Genomic DNA, 18284 nt, shown 5'->3' on the forward strand with positions numbered 1-18284 from the left:
GCCCGGAGTGATCTGGGCCACCGACGAGCGGCGCAGCAGAGACGAGCCCCGTTCACAAAGCGTGGCACCGTACCAGAATCGTTACATCGCGGGCGGGGTGTTTCGGTTCACTCCCGGCAACGGGTATCCGTACCGGTGCGTCTGTAGGGGACGATGGGACCGGGGACCACGACTGTGAGGGAATCATGCGAGCTAGCCAGGACGAGCTGATCCGGCCCGGCACCGCCCGGGGCGGGCGGCGCCGCGCGTTCGCGGCCGCGGTGCTCGCCGCCGCGCTGGCCCTGACCTCCGCCTGCACCGGAGGCGGCGGGGACAAGGGACCGAGCTGGCAGGGCGGCGGGGAGAGCGGTCCGAAGGCGGCCGCGACCATCACCGAGCCCAAGGCCGACGCCAAGGACGTGCCGGCCGCAACCGCCATCTCCTTCACCACCGAGGAGGCGAAGGAGACCACCGTCGAGCTCAAGGATTCCACCGGCAAGGCCGTCGAGGGCGCGCTCCAGGCCGACGGGAAGACCTGGCTCCCCGACGGCGCCCTGGAGTACGGCGAGACCTACACCGCGACGGTGACCGCGACCGGCGACGACGGCAAGCCCGCGACGGCGACCAGCACCTTCACCACCATGGCCAAGCCCGCCAAGCAGGTGCGGATCAGCAGCTTCCTGGCCGACAACCAGGTGGTCGGCGTCGGCATGCCGCTGATCGTCCGGTTCAGCCGGGCCATCCCCGAGGACTACCGGGACGACGTGCAGCGCCGGATGACGGTCACCGCGAAGCCGGCCCAGGAAGGCATCTGGCACTGGGCGAGCCCGACCGAGGTGCGCTACCGGCCGAAGGAGTTCTGGCAGGCCAACAGCACCGTGACCTACCGGGTGCAGGCGGGCGGGCTACCGCTCGGCAACGGCTGGTACGGCCGGGCCGACCTCACCGTCGACGTCAAGATCGGCCCGTCGTTCGTGATGACCGTGGAGAACCGCACCAAGACGATGACGGTCACCAAGGACGGCCGGGTGATCAAGAAGATCCTGGTGAGCCTCGGCAAGAAGACCACCCCCTCGTCCAGCGGCACCATGGTGGTGATCGAGAAGCTCCGCCACACGGTGTTCGACACCATGGAGGAGCTGGGTCCGGAGGAGGGCTACCGCACCGAGATCGACTACGCCCAGCGGCTCACCTGGGGCGGCGAGTTCATCCACGCGGCCCCCTGGTCGGAGGGCGTGCAGGGCAAGGTCAACGTCTCGCACGGCTGCGTGAACGTCTCGATGAAGGACGGCAACTGGCTGTTCGCCAACACCCGGATCGGTGACCCGATCACGGTCAAGGGCACCGAGCGCAAGCTGCAGAACGGCAACGGCTGGACCGACTGGAACATGAGCTGGGACGAGTACGTCAAGGGCAGCGCCCTGCCGTACGAGCCGCCGCAGGCCGACGACGAGGCCAGCGCGAGCGCCGAACCGGGGACGGGCGACGAGCCGAGCACCGAGCCGACCCCCTGAGCCATCCGGACCTCGTCAACGCGGCCCCCTCCCGGCGGAGGGGGCCGTGGCGCGTCCGGGCCCGGAAACGCCGGAAGCCCCTCCCGACGGGAGGGGCTTCCGTGACTGGGGTGACTGATGGGAATTGAACCCGAATAGCGCCCAAGATCAGCGGCCTGCCGGCGGGACGACCAGCAGGTCAGAGGGCTCAACGGGTATCAACGGGTATGGCAGGGGACGCCGATTCCCCTAGATTTTCCCTAGGTTTGATCTTGCGTGGTCTCCTTGGCCGGCTCAACCTCTGGTTGATAAACCTCGACGTAGGCGTCGCCGTGTAGCTGGCCGCATAGGCGGGCGATGTTGGCGAAGCCTGACCCCACGGAGCCCGAACCGTAGATGAGGCCCCGGATGTGCTCGAGCTCCACCATGGTGTCGCGGTGAGTCCGTTCCACAACCGCCATCTCCTCGTGCGCCCGCGCCAAGGCACGGGCGACGTGGTCGCGCATGGCGGCCAACTGTTCCTCTCGGGCGCGCAGGTCCGCCTCTCGTCGGCGCAACGAGTCGATCTCCTCGATCGTGACCTGCGGCGGCTTCAGCACCTGGCCCAGGTCCACGTCGAACAACATCGCGAGCGCCACTGCTTCGTTGAGCCGGACGGGGCGAGCTTGGCCCTCGATGCGGGCGACGGTGGTTTGGTGCCATCCGTACCCGAAGTTCTTGCTCATTCGGAGAGCCACGTCTTGCTGGGACCACCCGCGGGCGGTCCGCCAATTCCGGAGCTGCTCGGCCAGAATCGCCTCGGGACCTCGTGAGCCCCACACCTCGGCGAGGCTGGTCTCGTTGTAATGATCGGCCACCCTGCCAACCATACCCGTAGCGCATAACCCGCCTCAAGCTGTCCTGTGTTGCGCCGCGACCGGCGATGTGAGAAGGTGCCGTACGAGTGTTCGACCTCATGGCCGGGCGCCCACGCCCTGCAGGCCGGCCATGAGGTGGTGATGATGAGCAGCGCGGCTTGGATCGACGAGTCGATGCGCCAGCGGCCCGACCGCGCCGGGGTGTACGTGCTCGCTGCGGCAGTGATTCGGACTGACGACGTGGAGTCGGTCCGATTCGAGGCCGCCCGCCTCGCCCCCACTCGAAGGGGGCGCGTGCACTACCGCGAGGCCGATGACGACGAGCGACGCAAGATGATCCAGGCCGTCTCCTCAATGACCGCGGCGATGCACGTGGTGGTCGTGGGGGCCGGGATGGACAACGCCCGGCAGGAGCGGGCCCGCCGCCTGTGCATGGAGCAGCTGCTGTGGCAGGTGGGCCAGGGCGGGGTACGGCAGGTGTACATCGAGGCACGCACGGAGAGTCTCAACGCCAAGGACCGGCAGGCGATCACCTACCTGAAGGATCGCCGGATCATCCCAGGTGGCATAAAGGCCGACTTTCGGCGCCCCCACGGGCCGCAGGGGGATCCGCTGCTCTGGCTGCCGGACATCGTGGCTGGCGCCGTCAGCAGCGCCCACGGGTCGGAGACCCAGGCGCATCTGCTCGTGCCGCTGAAGCCCCTGCTGCGGGTGGACGAGATCCCGCTTCGCTGACCCCATATAGACGCCGAGCCGAGGTCCCGGTCTGCCCCGGGAGTCCTCGGCTCCACTTCCGACACGACGCCCGCAGGCGGGTCGGCATGCTGTACCACCACAGTCTAGGCCAGCTTGTATAAGCAGGCAGTATCTAGCGGCGAATTTCACACCCGTAATTCGATCCATAAAACCCGCCGAAACCCGGAACTTAGTATGAAGCCCTCTGGTGAGCTACACACGGATGCCAACTCGCTCACTTCTCGCCGGCGCTCCCGCTCGCCGCTTGACTCAGCCCCTACACGGTGACGCCGAGCGCGGCGAGGGTGTCGATGAACGCCCGATCGGCGCACTTGCGTGCTTCCCTCTCGACGATGCGTTCCGCGGCGCCCGGCTCCCGCACTGGGATCGGGCGCTGGTTGGTTGTCCTCTTCCGTGCCTGGTCGGCGTGGTCGGCGGCGATCGAGATGATCTGCCCTGCGGCGTCCTCGTCTTCGACGACCGGCGTGGCGTCGGCGGTGACGCCCAGCGCGGTCGCGAGGGCCACCCAGGGCAGTCTCGTGTGCAGGCGCACGCCCTGCGCGATGTACGTCTGAGCGTGGTGGGACAGGCGGTCCTCCTCCGAGACCGCCATGTAGTTGGTCAGGCCGGCGCTGCCGAGCGTGGCGGCCTCGACGAGCATCCGGTGGGTCTCGTGGATGACGGCCTGGGCCGTCTGCACTGAGGGGCGCGTGGTCACGGGGCTCCTTTCGAGCGCGGCCGCGGTGGTCGGGTCGAAGAGATCGGTGCATCTGCTCGTGCCGCTGTACTTCTCGTCGGCGTCCGCGTTTGGTTGCCCGCGGCGCTTTGCATCGAGTCCGATCACCTCTTCGACGATCCGGCGGACTCCCTCGGTCGCGAGCGGTTCGCGCAGGTCTCCTCGGCAGGCGCGGATTATGTGGATCCCGCGTTCGTCCATCATCTGCCGCAGGTCACTCGGCATGTCGCTCGCCTTGATCACCGCCACGTTCAGTCCCTCCGGCCCATACCAGGTATATATTTCGCGTCCGTCGATTCGTCAGTCGTCCTCGCTGAGTTCAGCCTCGATGGCCGCCTCCAGCTCGTCCGGACGGAGGTACACCTCGTCGTCGGCCTCGTCGACGTCGACCTCGCTGGTGGCCGGGTCGGTGAGGACCGGGTCGACGCTGTCGTCGATGCCGAGCAGCTCGGGGTCGATGTGGGCCATCGCCGCGTCGAGGACGGCGAGGATGCCGTCCTCGACCTCGGGGAGCAGGTGGCCGTAGAGGCCGTCGGTGACGGCGATGGAGGCGTGGCCGAGGCGGCGTGAGATCGCCGACAGGGGCCGGTTGCCGGAGATCAGCCACGCGGCCTGGGTGTGCCGCAGGTCGTGGATGCGCAGGCCGGGCAGGCCGGCGCGCTCGGTCCACTTGACCCAGCCGCGGCGGAAGTTGCGGGTGCGCACGGGCCCGCCACCGGGCGCGGTGAACACGACGTCGTCGCGGTCCTTGCCGACGACCAGGCCGGCCAGGGCGGCGCCGACGGTCTTGGGCGGGAAGGTGACGGTGCGGCGGCCACGGTGGGTCTTCGGGGTGCCGAACACGAGTTCGCCGGTGGCCAGCTCGTATATGGCGCGCACGACGGTGAGGCGTCCGGTGAGCACGTCGAGGTTCTTCACCGCCAGGCCGATCGCCTCACCCCACCGCAGGCCGGTCATAACCAGCAGCAGCACCAGGGGTCGCCAGTGCTTCGGCACCGCCGCGACGAGGCGGGCCGCTTCGGGTTCGGTGAGGAACCGCATCTCCCGCGGGACCAGCTTGGGCAGCTGCACCCCGTCGCACGGGTTCGCCCGCAGCCGGCGCCCCTGCACTGCCGCGTCGAGGATCTTGTGGAGCAGGCCGTGGCAGTTGCGGACGGTCTTGACCGCGATGGGCTTGCGCTTCCACTTGCCCTTGCGGTCCGGGTCCTCCTCGCCGGTGAGCAGGCCTGCCACCCACGTCTGCAGGGTGAGCGTCTCGAGCTCGTCGAGGGCCAGGTGGCCGAGCAGCGGCAGGACGTGGTTGCGGATCCGGGAGCCCTCCGACTGCACGCTGCTGGGCTTGAGGCTGGCCTTGTAGACGGGCCACCAGGTGGCGATCCAGTCCCGCAGGAGCAGCTTCCCCGCGCGGGGGTCGATCCAGTCGCCGCGGATCTGGTCGGCCTTGAGGGTGATCAGCCGTTCCTTGGCGGCGGTCTTGTTCGGCCAGCCGGTCTCGATGGTGACCTTCTTGCCGTCGACCAGGTCGCGAATCCTGTAGACCGATCCGTTCTTCTCGACCCACATCAGGCGGACCGGCGGCGCTTGAACAGGTCGATCATCTTGCGGGTCTCCTTGATGGAGGCCGCGCGTTCGGCTTTGCGCCGCTCGTAGATGAGCTCGATGATCTCCATCTTCATCTCGTTGTCGAGGGTGTCGTCGGCCAGCACGATCTCGATCTCCTCGTCGCGCTCCCGCTCGCGCTTGGGCTGCTGCGGCGCCGGCTTCCATGCCTGCTCTTCGGGCAGTTCAGTGGGCTCTCCCCCACCGAGAATCTGATCAACGCTCCCGGGCGCCCAACCGAGCACCCGTTCGATCGGCCCGTAGATGTACTCCGCAGTGCGCTTGGTTCCCTTCTCCGCGCTTGTCCACGTGTCCCGGTCGATGCCGGCCGCGTCGGCCGCCGCCCGGATGCTCAAGCCCCGGCGCTTCCGGTAGGCCGAAATCAACTGCCCCAGGCGCTCGCGTTGATCCACGTGCGCATTCTGGCAGCGGATTTTAGCGGACCCTAGCTGAAAGTTGTCACCTGGTCATCTGATCGGGCAGATTCCACCGGAGTCCACCGGCATCCTCCTTGCGGACTCTGGCGGACTCCAGCTACCGTGACGGCATGAGGCAAACCCGGTCCGCTGGCGTCGAGATCGACGGCGCGAAGCTGCGGGAGCTGCGCCAGCTCAGTGGAGACAGGCTGGTCACCTTCGCCCCGAAGTGCGGGATCAGCAAGCAATACCTGAGCCAGATCGAGCGCGGGGATCGGCCGAGGGTGTCCCCGCCGACGTACGCCCGGATCTGTCTGGCCCTCGGTGTCAACAGGCGAACCCTGCTGCGGACTTCGGCGGCCTGACATGGCGGCAACCGGCGGCGAGTTCCCGGACGTGCTGGACATGCACGGCCTGGCCGCCGTGCTCAAGGTGTCCCACGAGTGGGTCCGCACCCGGGTGAAGCGACGCGAGATCCCGTTCACCCGGCTGGGGAAGCGGATGGTCCGGTTCACGCCTGAGCACGTGGACGCGATCCTCGCCGCCGGCGACCAGCCGGCCCTGAACGGCCCGCTCGCCGCCCGGCCCACCGGCCCCCAGGCGGTACCCGATCTGCCGCCCACGCGGCCCGTCGACATCCGCCGATCCCGGGCCAGCGCTCGGCCCTCGACGCCGGTCGACGTCCGCCGAAAAGCCGGCGCTGCCTGACGCGGCCCGGGCCGCCGGCGCAGTGGGTCCCGGCGGCCCGGTGCCACCCCCGTACCTCCCCCAACCCAACTCCACGTGACTGGAGGCGTAGGTCGTGACGTTCAACGTTCACACCGATCCGGACGACGCCGGCGACGGCGCCGTCGGCATGGATTCCCCGGCGGGCCGGGACGATGCAGCGATCCCCTCGGGGTCGCCGGCTGTCGCTACGGCCGGCCCGCCGGGTGACAACCCGATCGAGCCCGCCGCCGCGGTGACGCACCCGTCGTGGTGTGACCGGCAGGCGTGCACCGCACAGCCAACTCCGACGATGGACGACTACCGAGAAGCCGGCGCATTCGGCAGCCACGTTTCCGCCGTGGTGGGCGACGGTCTGGAGAAGCTGCGGCTGACCCAGTCGGTGGCGCCCTGGTCGACGTCGGTGTTCCTGAAGGTGATCGACGACCACGTGTTGCCGCTGGCCAGCTTCGACCTGCACATGCTGGGCCGCTACCTCGCCGAGCTGGGCTGCTCGCCCGCCGGCCCGCTGACGGAGGCCGAGCTGATCCGCGGTCGTGACCGGGCCGGCACGGTGACGTTCTCGCCGGCTTGGACGGCGGACCCCGCGGGCCGGTATCTGGCCGGCGCGGTCGAGGCCTTGGTGACCGCCGAGCGGGTGGATCCGTTGCAGCTGGTCGACGAGCTGCGCGCCGCGTTCGCCGTCTGCACCGCCCTCGCCGAGGGGCGGAGGCAGCGATGACCGACGACTGGTACCGGCGGTACGAGGCGAACCAGCGGGTGCCGGCCCTGCCGGGCGACGACTACGACTTCGACCAGGCGATGTCCGAGCTGCGCACGGCGGTCGGCGAGATCAACCCGGACGCGGTCGGCGCGGTCTCGGCCGTGCTGCGGATCCTGCGCCACCGCCCGGGCCTGGCCGCCCAGGTGTTGCACAAGCGGGAGCCGACCTGCCTGAGCTGCGGCGGCGACAAGAAGTGCCTGGGCTGCGACGACACCCGCCCGAAGGCGGAGAGGCTGGACCAGGGCTGGCGGTTCATGTCGCCGCTGGACCGGTGGGAGACCGTCGAGCGCGTCGAGCAGGCCAACGACTACGCGCCGGTGCGGGTGTGGACCGACAAGACCGGACCGGGCTACTCGTGGCTCATCCCCCGCTGGCGCAAGCTCCACGCCGTCGCCCCGGCCCTGCGCTGGCACGGCACCCCAGAGATCCGCATCTTCGAGTACCAGTACGCCCGGGACGCGCCCATGTACGCGATCGCCACCCTCGGCACGGTCCGCCAGCCCGACATCGAGGACTGCCTAGTGGAGGCCCGCTACACCCGCGAGGACGGGTGGAAGGTGGTCCACAGGCCCGACGGCGGCGGCGAGCCGGTGGTGGTCGACTGTGGCCGGAGCAAGGCCCGGGCCCGCACCGCGCTGCGCGCGGCCGCCCGCCAGCACGCGAAGGCGCTCGGTGTGAAGGTCGCCGTCGAGCCCAACGCTGCGCCCGCGGCGCCGGCCGGTGGGAGGCGCGCGCGGTGAGCCAGCTGCCGACACCAGAAGAGATTTTCGTCGGTGCGGACCGTGCCCTCGAGGAGGCGTACCGGGCGCTCGGGGACGCCGCGGACTGGTTGCGGTCGGACTGGGCGCCGGCCGACGCGCGGCTGACCCCTGAGCAGGCCAGCGCGCGCCGGCGGCTGCAGCAGGCGGTCGCGGCGGCGAAGGCCGCGATCAACGCCGGCCGCGCTGGCGGCCCGGCCCCGGCCGACATGTCCGCGCTGGCCTACGAGCGGGACCGCGAGGAGGAGGTCGGCTGGCGGGGCCTGCCCCGTCTGGTGCGGGTCGACCTGGGTGACCGGGTGCACGTGACCGAGGTCGGTGGGCTGCCCCTGGGCGGCCGTGTGCCGTCACCGCGGAGCGCGCGGTGACCGCCGTGCCCGACCTTGTGACCTGGATCGCGGTGCGGCGGGTGGCTGGCCGGTTGCGGGCCGGGCTGGCCGGGCCGGTGGTCGCGGTCGGCGCGGCCGCGGTGGCCGGCACGGCGCTGGTGCTGGGCATGTCGGCGGTGCTGGACCTTCGGTGGGACCCGCGCGCGGCGGTGGGGATGGCCCTGGCCGCGGTGTGGCTTACCCAGTCCCTCGTCGCGATGCACCGGCACCTGCGCCGCCGGAGGACTGCGCCCGGCCGGCACCGCCGCGCCGAGGCTGCGCGCCCGCTGCTCGCCCCGCCGTCCGGCGGTGGCCGCCACCGCGTACGAAAGGGAACGCGCTCGTGACCGACACCCCCACCCCGCCACCGTCGACCGATCTGCCGGCGGAGGCCGGGCCGCTGCCCTCGTTCGCGCCGGCCGGCCCGCTGCACGGCCCCCCGCCGCCGTACCCGGACAGGCACCTGGAGGCGTACGCAGGTGCCAGCCCGGCGGGGCGGCGGCGGGCCCGTGAGGCCGCGCTGCGTCACACCCTGCGCGGTGTCGACCTGGGCGCGTACGACCTGCACTACGTGACCTGGTTGGCCGGGTTCGACACGGAGACCGCGCAGACGATCGCGTCGTGGCTGGAGCGGGTCCGCCTGGTCGGCCACCGGCAGGGCTACGGCTCGTCGAGCGCCGCTGACGGTGGTGACCGATGAGGGCGCGTCAGGTCGCGGTGAGCTGTGACGAGGTCGGCGCGTGGTTCGACGCCGGCCTGGCGGTCCTGGCGGCCGCGCGTCGCCGGTCGGGCTGGCTGTACGGGCGGCAGGCGCTGATGTCGGCGACCGACGCCCTGGACCAGGCGCGGCGGGTGGCGCGCGCGTTCGGCTGGGAGGCGGCCGCGCTGCGTCCGGGCCTTGCCGACACCTGTTTGGACGCGGTCGCGTTGCGGCTGCTGGCCGACCTGCCCGCCGGCGCGGCGGCGTCGGGCCGGTGGGCCGAGGGGCTGCTCGATGCGGTCGACCTGAGGATGCAGCGGCTGCACGTGTCGGCGCGGCGGCGGGCGGGCGCGGTGGTGGTGCCTCGCCTGCCGCACACCCCGGCGTGGGGTCCGGACGGGCAGGCGTGCGTGCGGGTGACGGTGTCACCGACGCGGGGCTGGCGGTTCGGCCTCGACGGCTTGCACGGCCCGCCCGTCCGGGTCGTGGCCGGCTTCTATCCGGCCGCGATCGACGAGGTGGTCGCCCTGGCCGTGGCCGTGACCGGCGGCGCCTTCCCTGACGTTTTCCCCGGGCCCGGGTGGCCCGGCCCCCGGTTGGAGGAGCGATGAGCAAGATCAGGCAGCGGGTCGTGGACCGGGTCGTGGGCGGTGTCGCGGACCTGGAGGACCGCCGGTCGTTCGACGCGCCGATCCGGTTTGAGTCGATCGAGACGGACCTGCACGTGCGCACCCCGGACGGCCGGTGGTCGCTGCACCGGCGGCGCACCGGCGATGGGCCGATCCGTCACGCCTCGTGCTGGGATCTGGTCGACAACGCCGACCCCCGCCCCGAGCCCGTGGCCGTGGGAACCGCTGACATGGCTCTGGCCGTGGGCCGGGCGCGCGCCTACATCCGGCGGCGACCGTGAGCCGGCGTACCGAGCGGCCCGCGTTGCGGGCTTTGCCGTCCGGGGCGGACGTGGTGCCGCTGCCGGCCCGCGACACCGAGCGGGACCTGGCCGACTACGCCCGCCGGATCGGCGTCGACCCGTACGACGGCCGCGGCGGGCCCCGGCAGATCCGCGACGCCCGCGGCGCGGCCGAGGACCGGATGCGCGCGGTCGCCGCCGGCGTGCGCGCGGTGCGGGAGCTGACCCTCGGCGCGGCCGTGGCGGCCGCCCTGGCCGGGCTCGGCGGTGACCGGCACGAGGTCGCCCGGGTCCTGGCCGCCTCCGGCGTGCGCGGCTGGCCGGGCGACCCGGACATGGACCCGCTGTGCCGGTGGCTGTCCCGCGAGATGCCCGGCCTCGGGGTGTGGCTCGGCACCGGGTTCGTGCGGGTGTGGACGCCCGGCGACGTCGCCCAGGTGCCGCTGCCCGAGCCGGTGGCCGGCTACCTGGCCGCCGCCGCGGCCGGCGCGTACGCGCACCTGCGCCTCACCTTCACCCCGCCCACGGTCCCGGTCCCGCACGTCGACCTCGGCGGCGGCCACCAGGAGCCGCCGTGGATCGACGACCTGCCGGCGGCCGACCCGACATCCCCGGACGGGGATGCGGCCGCGGGCGCCGCCGCCTGCCCCACGCCCGCCGATTCGGCGCGCCGGGCCGGGCACGCGCAACCGCTCCCGGCCGCCGGCGCTGCAGTCGCCGGCGGCCGGGAGCTGGCCCACGAGGCCTACGCCGACGCGGTCGCGGTCGCCCTGGACCTGCGCGGCGTCCCGGTCACCCGGCACGGTGCCTGGCCACCCCTTCACACCGGGTCCGAGGCGCTGCGCGGCGAGGGCCGGCAGATCAACGTCGAGCTCGATGTCGACGCCTGGGCCGACGTGTGGCCCGGCTGCGCCCGGCTGGTCCTGCACTGGTCCGAGCGGCACGGCTGGTCCCTGGTCCCACTGCCCGACGGCGTGCGCGCGGATCCGGACGCGGCGGCCAGCTGGTGGGACACCGCCGCGGCGTCGCCGGTGCTGCCCGCCCCGGCCCGCCTCGCGGCGTGGGTCGCCGCCGTCGCCCGCTACGGCGCCAACGCCGGCGCGCACCTGCCCGGCGCGGGCATCGCCGTCGGCACCCGGCCCTGCTGGCGCGGCACCGACCCCGACCCGGCCCTGGAGGCCGCCCTCGACACCTACCGGACCTCGGCGGGGCACCGCTTCGCCGCCCGGGAGCGCCACGACCAAGCCCACGCCGACACGGCCGTCATCCCGGCGGTCCGGTCGGGCCGGCAGGAGCCGCCGCTGACCTGACCCCACCCGCCCGCGCATCGCGGCCCCGCCACCACCGGCCGGCCCACCGTGGCCGCGCCGACGGTCAAGCACACCCGCGACCCGCCCCGCCGGCGAGCCGCCAGCCCCGCACACCCTGGAGAGGAGGAGCCGTGGCCCGACGTCGCCCGTACCCGCCGGAGCTGGTCACGGCGGTCACCGCGGCGATGAGCCCACACGCGGCCACCTGCGTCCGCGACGGCTGCCCGCACTGCAAGACCTGGCGAACCCGCGCCCACCGCGCCCTGGCGGCCGCCGTGGCCGCCGGCGCCCTGGCCGACCCGGACGCCATCCGCGCGGCCGAGCGGCGGCGATGCGCCGGCGTGCTGCGCGGCCCGGCCGCCGCGGCCGCCGCCGACGACGTCGTCGAGATACTCGCCGCCGGTCCCACCGCCAGCGTCGGCGCGCTGCTGGGGGCGCTGCGGTTGCGCCTGGCCGACCTGATCGAAACCGGAGGGGCGCGGTGATGCAGACCTGGCGCACCGGACCCTACACGTGCGCGTGCGCCCCACCAGCCCACGCGATCGGCATCGCGCGGTGCGTCTACTCGGCGCACTCCCGGCAGCGCACCGCCGCGGCGATCGTGCCGCGCGGGTCCGCGCCGCCCACCGCCGGACCGGCCGCGAAGCACACCGGCCCGAAGAAGGACGAAGACCGGTGACCGCGTCCGGGCCGACGGCCCGCGGCCCACCCGGCCGCGCCCCCTCGTACGCCACACCGGAGCTGCCCGGTGCGAACCAGCAGCAGCGGCCCGCCGGAAGAGCACACCACCCCGCACCCTCCGGCCGGGCCACCACGCACCGCGCTGGCGATGTCGGCCGACCTTACGCCGGCTGATCATCGCCGGCCACCCGAGAGAGGGGCACGCCATGCCAGAAACACCACGAGGGGAGGAGGGCACGTGAGCGCCGTCGCCATGCGATGGGCCCGCCGGCAACGCGCCGGCGGCACCACGCCCACCGCCCTGCTGAACTGGCTGGCCGCCCGGGTCGATCCCGGGCACCACTCCCGCTACTGCGGGGTGCGGGAGATCGCCGACGCGCTGGGCTGCTCCGACCGGACCGTCTACAACGCGGTCGCCCGACTGACCGACCGCCAGCTGCTGCGGGTGCTGCGTCGCGGCAAGGCCGGCGGCGGCCGCGGCTTCAACCGGCTGCAGCTGCTCGTCGACGGCCCCGACACCCCGCTGCCCCCGCACGGGGATTTCACCAGCGCCTACGACCCGGCCACCGAGGCGGCCAAGGCCCGCGCGCGCAAGGCCGCCCGGGCCGCGCAGCCGTCCGGCGAAGAGCCGACCAAACCTGCAAATGTTGCAGGTTTGGTCGAGACCCATCCAGGGGGGCAAACCTGCAAAATCTGCAGGAACGAACCTGAAATATGTGCAGGTACAAACCTGCAAAATTTGCAGGTTCCTAATAAACAGGAACTCCAAACCCCCACCCCAAACCCCCTCCCTCCTCCTCACTCACCACCCGCACCACCCGGCCGCGCCGCAGCCGACGGCCAGGAGGACGAGGAGGAATCACCGCCGGACACGAACCCGGACGGGCTCGACGACGCCCGCCAGGTCCTCGGCCGGCTCCAGGCCGAGATGGCCACCCGCCTCGCGACCTGGCAGCAGGCCCGCCTGCTACCGGCCATCGCCGCCGCCCTGGCCGCCGGCTGGCCACCCGGCGGCCTGGTCCGCGAGGTCTTCCGCGCCGGCGACCCCGGCCTCGCCGACAACCCGTACGGGGCGCTGCGCTTCCGCCTCGGGCTGCTCGGCCCGCCACCCGTGACCGTCGTCCCCGACCCCCCACCCGCCCCGGCCGTGTGCCCGGCCGGTCGGTGCGACGGATCCGGCCGGTTCCTCATCGACGGCGACGTCGACCGGCCCGCGCGCTGCCCCGACTGCCACCCCCACTACCGGCGGCCCGCCGCCGGGTAACCCACGAATCGAAGGAGCACCATGTCTTACCCGAGTGCGGTCGCGCTGCCCGCGACCGCCGTCCTCGACCAGCCCGAACCCGACGTGCTGCGCCTCATGGTCGGCATGATCAAGGGTGGGGTCGGCAAGTCCACCACCGTGTGGATGCTGCTGTGCGAGCTGGCCAAGCGCGGCCACCGCGCTCTCGGCGTCGACGCCGACCCGTCCTCGCAGACCCTCGCCGACTGCTATCGCGAGGCCATCGCCAACGGCTACCAGGTGCCGTTCGAGGTGATCTCCTGGCCGTCCCCCGTGGGCCTGGTCAACGGCGTCGGCAAGGCCGCCGACGAGCGCCGCGCCACCGCCGTGGTCATCGACGTCGGCGGCGACGGCGACGCCATCTTCGACCAGGCCGCCCTGTACGCCGACGAGTTGCTCATCCCCACCGGGCCGACCCCGCCGGAGATGCGCCGCCTGCCCGCCACGTTCACCGCCGCCGCCCGCGTGCACGCCCTGTCCCCGATCGCCCCGCAGGTGCTGCTGGTGCGCACCACCAGCCGCGCCCGCGACGAGCAGCTCGCCCGGGACTGGCTCGCCTCGGTGCCGCTGCCCGGCGGCGCCAGCGGCCTGCCCGTCCTCGACGCCCGCGTCCCCTACAGCGTGCTCATCCCCCGCCTGTTCGGGCACGTCGTCGAGGACACCGGCCCCTACGCCGACGTCCTCGACGAGATCCTCGCCAACCGCGCCGCCGAAGGGGCTGCCGCATGACCACCAACAACGGGGGCAGCAAGACGCCCCGCGCCGCCAAGGCGCCACGCGCGGGCGCGTTCGGCGCGTTCTCGACCGCCACACCGCCCGTCGCCCCGCCGCCGGCGGCCGCCGAGCAGCCGCCCGCCCAGGCGGCGCCAACGCCCGCCCCCGCCCCGTCCCCGGCGCAGCCCGCGCCCGACCACGGCTCGCAGGCTGCCGCCGGCGGCGCACCGGAGGCGGCGCCGGCCCGGGACCTCACCAGCTACCTCGGCGGCGGCCAGGACGGCGACGGCGGCGGCGCCGGGTTCGTGCGGGCCATGCTCGCCGGCCCGCCGGTCGACCCGATGCTCGACCTCGTGCAGCTCGGCGCGAGCGTGCCCCGCCACTACCAGGAAGCCCTGCGGCTGCTGTCGTTCGCGCAGCGGCGCCACAAGCAGGCCCTCGTCATCGACGCCCTCACCGCCTACATCGGCCCGCAGCTGCTCGCCGAGGCCCTCGCCGCCGTGCAGACCCGCCGCTGACCCCGGGCCAGGCCGGCGGCGCTCGCACCTTGCCGCCGGCCCGGCCCGGCCACCGTATCCACAGAGAGAAGCCACCCCTGTGTACAACGTGATCACCTACGGCTGCCCGGTGCTGTACCTCGCGCTCATGGTCGCCGGCGCGATCGTCGCCGGCCGTCTCAACGGCGGGCCGGCCGCCCGCGAGCGCCGCTGGCGGCAGGCCATGGCCATGTGGACCGTCGCCCTCACCCTCGGTCTGGCCTGCGCCGTCGCCCATGTCTGCGCGGGATCCCGGGTATCGGCCGTGATCTGGGTCCTGTCCGTGGCCACCGCCGGCGCGCTCATGGCTCGCTACCGCCCCCGCCAAGCGGCGGATCGGGAACGGAGGATCCGCGTGGGCCCACCCACCTCGCTGCAGGACTACCTGACCCGCTTCGACCTCAACGTCGCCGTCACCTGGGCCAAGAACCCCCTCGCCACCGTTCACGTCCCCTGCCCCTGGTGCGCGGCCGCCGACTTCGCCGTCTTCGACGTCCCACCCGGCAGCAGCGGTGCCCGCGACATGATCGCCGCCCTCAGCGCCCACCACACGTGCCTCGAGTGCCGGCGCGGCGGCCGCTACCTGATCACCCACGCCGACCCTGAACACCGCCGCTACCACTACCAGGTCATCCAGACCCTCGGCGACGAGCCGCCCGCCTGGCTCGCCGCCGGCTACGACCACGCGGTCAGGAGGTAACCCCCAATGGTCGACAACCTGCCCACCTACCGGTTCGGGGAGCTCCCCGAGCACCTGGCCACCGCGACGATGCTGCGCCGGCAGCGCCGCCGCCTGGCCGACGGCCAGCCGTGTGTCGGGTGGCTGCGGTACCGGGGTAACAAGCACGCGCCGCTGTTCGAGATCGCCGCCTCCGTGCCGCTGCCCGCACTCACGGGGAAGCGGCAGGCGGCCTGGACCGCCGCCCGCACCTGCGCCCGATGCCAGGCCACCAGCGACACACCCTGGCCCGTGTACGGGGTGTTGACCTGCGCCTGCGCCGCCGGGGTCTCACCGGCCGGAGGCGACCGGCGGCGGCTGTGCTCCGACTGCGCCCGGGCGGAGATGCTCGCCGCCGCTCGGGCGTCGTGGCTGCGGCTGCGCGCCGCCGCCGTCACCTGGGCGCAGGACGTCCTCGCCGACCCCGACACGGCGGTGCTGGCCGTCTACATCCACGACTGGGGCCACCCCACCCAGGTACGCGCCGAGACCGTCACCGGCGAGGTCCTCGTCGACCTGGCCGCGGTGCAGGCTCTGCCGGCCTTCCGCCGCGTCCTGACCCCGGGGGCGGTCAACGCCGACGAGATCATCCCGCACCTGATGCCCCTCGTGGGCCGCCGCCTGGTCCACACCATCGGCACCCGCCGCGGCGGCTACGCCGACCACGTCTCCCCGCTCGGCAAGATCTCCGAGCTGTGCACCTGGCTGCGGTGGGGTGAGCAGACCATCCGGGACCCGTCCATCCGCGAGCGCCACGCCGACGCCTTCCGCCCCCGCTGGACCGACTGGCACGCCCGCCCCTGGTCCGGCGGCGACGGCATCCACCACGCCCACCACGGCCACTACGGCCTGACCGCCGCCGAACTGCCCGGCGACACCGCCGCCGAGATCACCGCGCGGATGCGCGCCGGCCTGGCCGTCATGGCCACCGACACCCATCCCGACGGCCCGCCCACCTGCCCGTGGCTGCCGCCGACCGGCCGCACCCCGTGTGGCGCCGGCGCCGGCCCGCACGGCCTGTGCCCCGACCACACCCCGGAGGATTGATGAGCAGCGCACCCACCGGTCGCCGCCAACGGCTGCCCTGCCCGCCGTACGAGGGGCCGGCCCGCTGCCCAGCCTGCGCCGGCGCCCGCATCACCGGCGCCGTCTACAGCTGCACCCCGCTCGCCGTGCCTGAGCTCGTGGTCGACGTGCTGTGCCCAATCTGCGGCGGCTGCGGCCGCGCCACCCACGACGGCTGCCAGCCCGACGAGCACGGCGAATGGGACCACGACGACCAGGACGACGACGTCGACGACACGGACGCCTGCCCTTCCTGCCGAGGGCGGCGCTGGTTCCCGGTGCAGGGCTGGACCGACGGCGACGCCGACATGCACACCCTGCGCATGCCCTGCGGCTGCGCAACCACCCTGCTCGTGGAGGTGACCTGGTGAGGATCCGGCTGATGGGCACCGGCGACGAGTGCGGGGCCGCCGTCGACGCCCTGCGCGCCGCGCCCGGGCTCACCATCCTGGAGGTGTCCACCGCGTACCCGAACCGCGGCAGCAGCGACCAGGTGCGGGTGTACGTCGAGGCCCGCACCGGGTCCGTGCCGTCGTTCACCTGCCCCGTCTGCGGGCGGGTGTCCCACCACCCCCGCGACGTCGACGAGGGCTACTGCGGGGCCTGCCACGACTGGACCGGCCCGCTCCGCACGAGCATCCAGCACCCCCTGGTCGCCGAGTCCCGGCAGACCTGCTTCGCCGCCCCCGAGCAGTACGAGGGCCGGCTCGTCGACGGCCGGTGCTTCTACTTCCGCATGCGGTCCGGGCGGGCGCAACTCGGCCTCGGGCCCACGGTCGACGCGGCCGCCGCCAGCACCCTCGGCGATGACCCCGTCGAGATGCTCGTCGACGCCGCCTCCGGGGGGTGCTTCGACAACCGCCAGCAGCGAGACACCGTGTTCTCAAAGCTGCTCGACCGCTGGCCGGGTCATCCGGCCGCTGGCGATGGGTAGCCGCGGAGGGTGGGCCGGCTACGACCAGCCCACCCTCGCCTCCGCCCAGCTGACCGACGACCAGTGGGAGGCCGGCCGGCTGCCGCCCGTGCCGATGCCGCTGACCGCCGACGTGGCCACCGCCGCGGCCCTGGTGCACGCCGGCGGCTGCTCCCCGCAGTGCCTCATCTCCGCTGGCGTTCCCGCCAAGCACTGCGACTGCTCCTGCCGCGGCGCCTACCACGGGGTCCTCGCCGACGTCGACATTCCCTCCGCCCTCGCTCACCGAAAGGCCACCACCCGTGCGTAACCTCACCGTCGACCCCGAGATCGCCGCGATCATCGGCGAGCAGCGGGCCGCCGAACTCGAGGCCGGCCCCTACCCGGTGGACTACCGGTGCGTGCGCTGCCACCGCGGCGGCCGCGTCAACGACGGCGAGGCTCTCGCCGCTGGCCTGGACGTCACCCCCGGCCGCATGCGGCTGTGGTTCGTCCACACCGCCTGCGGGCCGGCCGAGGTGGTCGTGTTCGACCAGCGGCAGCCCTACCCCGAGGAGACCGAGGCCACCGGCGTGCTCTACGCCGGCAACAGCCGCGACGGACTGCCGTGGGCGTGCGTGGTCATCGAGCTGACGATGAGCGTCGAGCTGCTCGACGACCCGGCCGAGGTGGGCGTCGACCAGGTCCTCGGCGTCGCTCTCGCCCGCGGCATGCGCCCGACCGCCGACCCGCTCACCCCACCCGAGCCGGACGGACCAATCAGCTGGCGGGTGCAGCTTCCCCGCCCCGGCCGCCACGGCGGCGGCGTGTACGGGCGCAACCGGCTGCAGCTGATCAGCCCGCTGCCACCCATGCCGCCGGGCTGGCTGGACCTGGTCGCCGTCCGCGACGGTCGCTGCGGCCTGTACGTGGTCAGCCGCCTGGGCCTGCTCGCCGTCCTCGACGACCTCGGCACCGCCCTCACCGACGCGGCCCGCGCCGGCCGGCTCGTCGGCACCACCGCTGCCGTCATCCGCTGAGAGCCA

27 protein-coding genes are annotated in these 18284 nt (G+C 73.3%); 23 read left to right on the forward strand and 4 right to left on the reverse strand.

The genetic code is table 11. The features are described 5' to 3' along the window. Positions 1-185 precede the first annotated feature (185 nt). Entirely contained in the window at positions 186-1493 is a 1308-nt protein-coding gene (locus ACGFI9_RS21720; protein WP_393180298.1) for an Ig-like domain-containing protein, read from the forward strand. A 239-nt stretch (positions 1494-1732) separates the two neighbouring features. On the opposite strand, the gene ACGFI9_RS21725 is transcribed toward ACGFI9_RS21720, so the two are convergent. Continuing rightward, complete coding sequence (locus ACGFI9_RS21725) at positions 1733-2329, reverse strand: helix-turn-helix domain-containing protein (RefSeq protein WP_393180299.1); 597 nt, start codon at positions 2327-2329, stop codon at positions 1733-1735. Positions 2330-2473: 144 nt separating this feature from the next. Between ACGFI9_RS21725 and ACGFI9_RS21730 the strand changes: the two genes are divergently transcribed. Then, the gene (locus tag ACGFI9_RS21730; RefSeq protein ID WP_393180300.1) at positions 2474-3064 is read left to right on the forward strand and encodes a hypothetical protein; all 591 of its coding nucleotides are present in this window, start codon (positions 2474-2476) and stop codon (positions 3062-3064) included. Between the two features lie 277 nt (positions 3065-3341). Here ACGFI9_RS21730 and ACGFI9_RS21735 read toward each other — a convergent pair whose 3' ends face one another. From ACGFI9_RS21735 to ACGFI9_RS21745, 3 genes are read right to left on the reverse strand one after another with little or no spacing between them, the layout of a single operon-like run. Next, positions 3342-4049 (reverse strand): hypothetical protein, encoded by a 708-nt coding sequence (locus ACGFI9_RS21735; protein WP_393180301.1) that lies wholly within the window; start codon positions 4047-4049, stop codon positions 3342-3344. A 51-nt stretch (positions 4050-4100) separates the two neighbouring features. Further along, the gene (locus tag ACGFI9_RS21740; RefSeq protein WP_393180304.1) at positions 4101-5363 is read right to left on the reverse strand and encodes a tyrosine-type recombinase/integrase; all 1263 of its coding nucleotides are present in this window, start codon (positions 5361-5363) and stop codon (positions 4101-4103) included. Continuing rightward, positions 5363-5812, reverse strand: a complete 450-nt coding sequence (locus ACGFI9_RS21745; RefSeq protein ID WP_393180307.1) for a helix-turn-helix domain-containing protein — start codon at positions 5810-5812, stop codon at positions 5363-5365. Before ACGFI9_RS21745 ends, ACGFI9_RS21740 begins: the two co-directional genes overlap by 1 nt. 134 nt (positions 5813-5946) lie before the next feature. On the opposite strand from ACGFI9_RS21745, the gene ACGFI9_RS21750 reads away from it, so the two are divergent. The 21 genes from ACGFI9_RS21750 to ACGFI9_RS21850 all read left to right on the forward strand — a co-directional run bounded on the left by ACGFI9_RS21750 (position 5947) and on the right by ACGFI9_RS21850 (position 18278). Beyond that, positions 5947-6180 carry a helix-turn-helix domain-containing protein gene (locus tag ACGFI9_RS21750; protein ID WP_393180310.1) on the forward strand — a complete coding sequence of 78 codons (234 nt, stop codon included), beginning with the start codon at positions 5947-5949 and terminating at the stop codon, positions 6178-6180. A gap of 1 nt (position 6181) precedes the next feature. Then, on the forward strand, positions 6182-6523 hold the full coding sequence (locus tag ACGFI9_RS21755) for a helix-turn-helix domain-containing protein (protein WP_393180313.1): 342 nt from the start codon (positions 6182-6184) through the stop codon (positions 6521-6523). 94 nt (positions 6524-6617) lie between these two features. Further along, a complete protein-coding gene (locus ACGFI9_RS21760; RefSeq protein ID WP_393180316.1) occupies positions 6618-7262 on the forward strand; it encodes a hypothetical protein in 645 nt (214 codons plus the stop codon). Beyond that, positions 7259-8044: a hypothetical protein gene (locus tag ACGFI9_RS21765; protein ID WP_393180318.1), complete on the forward strand. Its 786-nt coding sequence runs from the start codon at positions 7259-7261 to the stop codon at positions 8042-8044. Before ACGFI9_RS21760 ends, ACGFI9_RS21765 begins: the two co-directional genes overlap by 4 nt. Next, positions 8041-8430, forward strand: a complete 390-nt coding sequence (locus tag ACGFI9_RS21770) for a hypothetical protein (protein WP_393180321.1) — start codon at positions 8041-8043, stop codon at positions 8428-8430. Before ACGFI9_RS21765 ends, ACGFI9_RS21770 begins: the two co-directional genes overlap by 4 nt. Positions 8431-8435: 5 nt before the next feature. Then, the gene (locus tag ACGFI9_RS21775) at positions 8436-8777 is read left to right on the forward strand and encodes a hypothetical protein (protein WP_393180323.1); all 342 of its coding nucleotides are present in this window, start codon (positions 8436-8438) and stop codon (positions 8775-8777) included. Next, positions 8774-9130, forward strand: coding sequence for a hypothetical protein (locus tag ACGFI9_RS21780; protein WP_393180325.1), 357 nt, complete (start codon positions 8774-8776; stop codon positions 9128-9130). Before ACGFI9_RS21775 ends, ACGFI9_RS21780 begins: the two co-directional genes overlap by 4 nt. Further along, positions 9127-9741: a hypothetical protein gene (locus ACGFI9_RS21785; RefSeq protein ID WP_393180328.1), complete on the forward strand. Its 615-nt coding sequence runs from the start codon at positions 9127-9129 to the stop codon at positions 9739-9741. The genes ACGFI9_RS21780 and ACGFI9_RS21785 overlap by 4 nt, the downstream gene beginning before the upstream one ends. Beyond that, positions 9738-10040, forward strand: a complete 303-nt coding sequence (locus ACGFI9_RS21790; RefSeq protein ID WP_393180330.1) for a hypothetical protein — start codon at positions 9738-9740, stop codon at positions 10038-10040. Before ACGFI9_RS21785 ends, ACGFI9_RS21790 begins: the two co-directional genes overlap by 4 nt. Continuing rightward, positions 10037-11350, forward strand: a complete 1314-nt coding sequence (locus ACGFI9_RS21795; protein ID WP_393180332.1) for a DUF6292 family protein — start codon at positions 10037-10039, stop codon at positions 11348-11350. Before ACGFI9_RS21790 ends, ACGFI9_RS21795 begins: the two co-directional genes overlap by 4 nt. A gap of 131 nt (positions 11351-11481) precedes the next feature. After that, entirely contained in the window at positions 11482-11835 is a 354-nt protein-coding gene (locus ACGFI9_RS21800) for a hypothetical protein (protein WP_393180335.1), read from the forward strand. After that, a complete protein-coding gene (locus ACGFI9_RS21805; protein WP_393180337.1) occupies positions 11835-12029 on the forward strand; it encodes a hypothetical protein in 195 nt (64 codons plus the stop codon). The genes ACGFI9_RS21800 and ACGFI9_RS21805 overlap by 1 nt, the downstream gene beginning before the upstream one ends. A 240-nt stretch (positions 12030-12269) precedes the next feature. Beyond that, positions 12270-13295 carry a hypothetical protein gene (locus ACGFI9_RS21810; RefSeq protein WP_393180338.1) on the forward strand — a complete coding sequence of 342 codons (1026 nt, stop codon included), beginning with the start codon at positions 12270-12272 and terminating at the stop codon, positions 13293-13295. A 21-nt stretch (positions 13296-13316) separates the two neighbouring features. After that, positions 13317-14042, forward strand: coding sequence for an AAA family ATPase (locus ACGFI9_RS21815; RefSeq protein WP_393180340.1), 726 nt, complete (start codon positions 13317-13319; stop codon positions 14040-14042). Continuing rightward, a complete protein-coding gene (locus ACGFI9_RS21820) occupies positions 14039-14545 on the forward strand; it encodes a hypothetical protein (RefSeq protein ID WP_393180342.1) in 507 nt (168 codons plus the stop codon). The genes ACGFI9_RS21815 and ACGFI9_RS21820 overlap by 4 nt, the downstream gene beginning before the upstream one ends. 79 nt (positions 14546-14624) lie before the next feature. Then, positions 14625-15263: a hypothetical protein gene (locus ACGFI9_RS21825; protein WP_393180344.1), complete on the forward strand. Its 639-nt coding sequence runs from the start codon at positions 14625-14627 to the stop codon at positions 15261-15263. Between the two features lie 6 nt (positions 15264-15269). Then, complete coding sequence (locus ACGFI9_RS21830) at positions 15270-16328, forward strand: hypothetical protein (protein ID WP_393180346.1); 1059 nt, start codon at positions 15270-15272, stop codon at positions 16326-16328. Beyond that, on the forward strand, positions 16328-16717 hold the full coding sequence (locus ACGFI9_RS21835; RefSeq protein ID WP_393180347.1) for a hypothetical protein: 390 nt from the start codon (positions 16328-16330) through the stop codon (positions 16715-16717). Before ACGFI9_RS21830 ends, ACGFI9_RS21835 begins: the two co-directional genes overlap by 1 nt. Beyond that, positions 16714-17280, forward strand: a complete 567-nt coding sequence (locus ACGFI9_RS21840; RefSeq protein WP_393180349.1) for a hypothetical protein — start codon at positions 16714-16716, stop codon at positions 17278-17280. Before ACGFI9_RS21835 ends, ACGFI9_RS21840 begins: the two co-directional genes overlap by 4 nt. Further along, a complete protein-coding gene (locus ACGFI9_RS21845) occupies positions 17273-17569 on the forward strand; it encodes a hypothetical protein (protein ID WP_393180351.1) in 297 nt (98 codons plus the stop codon). Before ACGFI9_RS21840 ends, ACGFI9_RS21845 begins: the two co-directional genes overlap by 8 nt. Next, positions 17562-18278: a hypothetical protein gene (locus tag ACGFI9_RS21850; protein WP_393180353.1), complete on the forward strand. Its 717-nt coding sequence runs from the start codon at positions 17562-17564 to the stop codon at positions 18276-18278. Before ACGFI9_RS21845 ends, ACGFI9_RS21850 begins: the two co-directional genes overlap by 8 nt. Positions 18279-18284 lie beyond the last annotated feature (6 nt).

It is taken from the genome of Micromonospora sp. NPDC048930, from assembly GCF_043197935.1.
In the GTDB taxonomy this organism is placed as follows: Bacteria; Actinomycetota; Actinomycetes; order Mycobacteriales; family Micromonosporaceae; genus Micromonospora.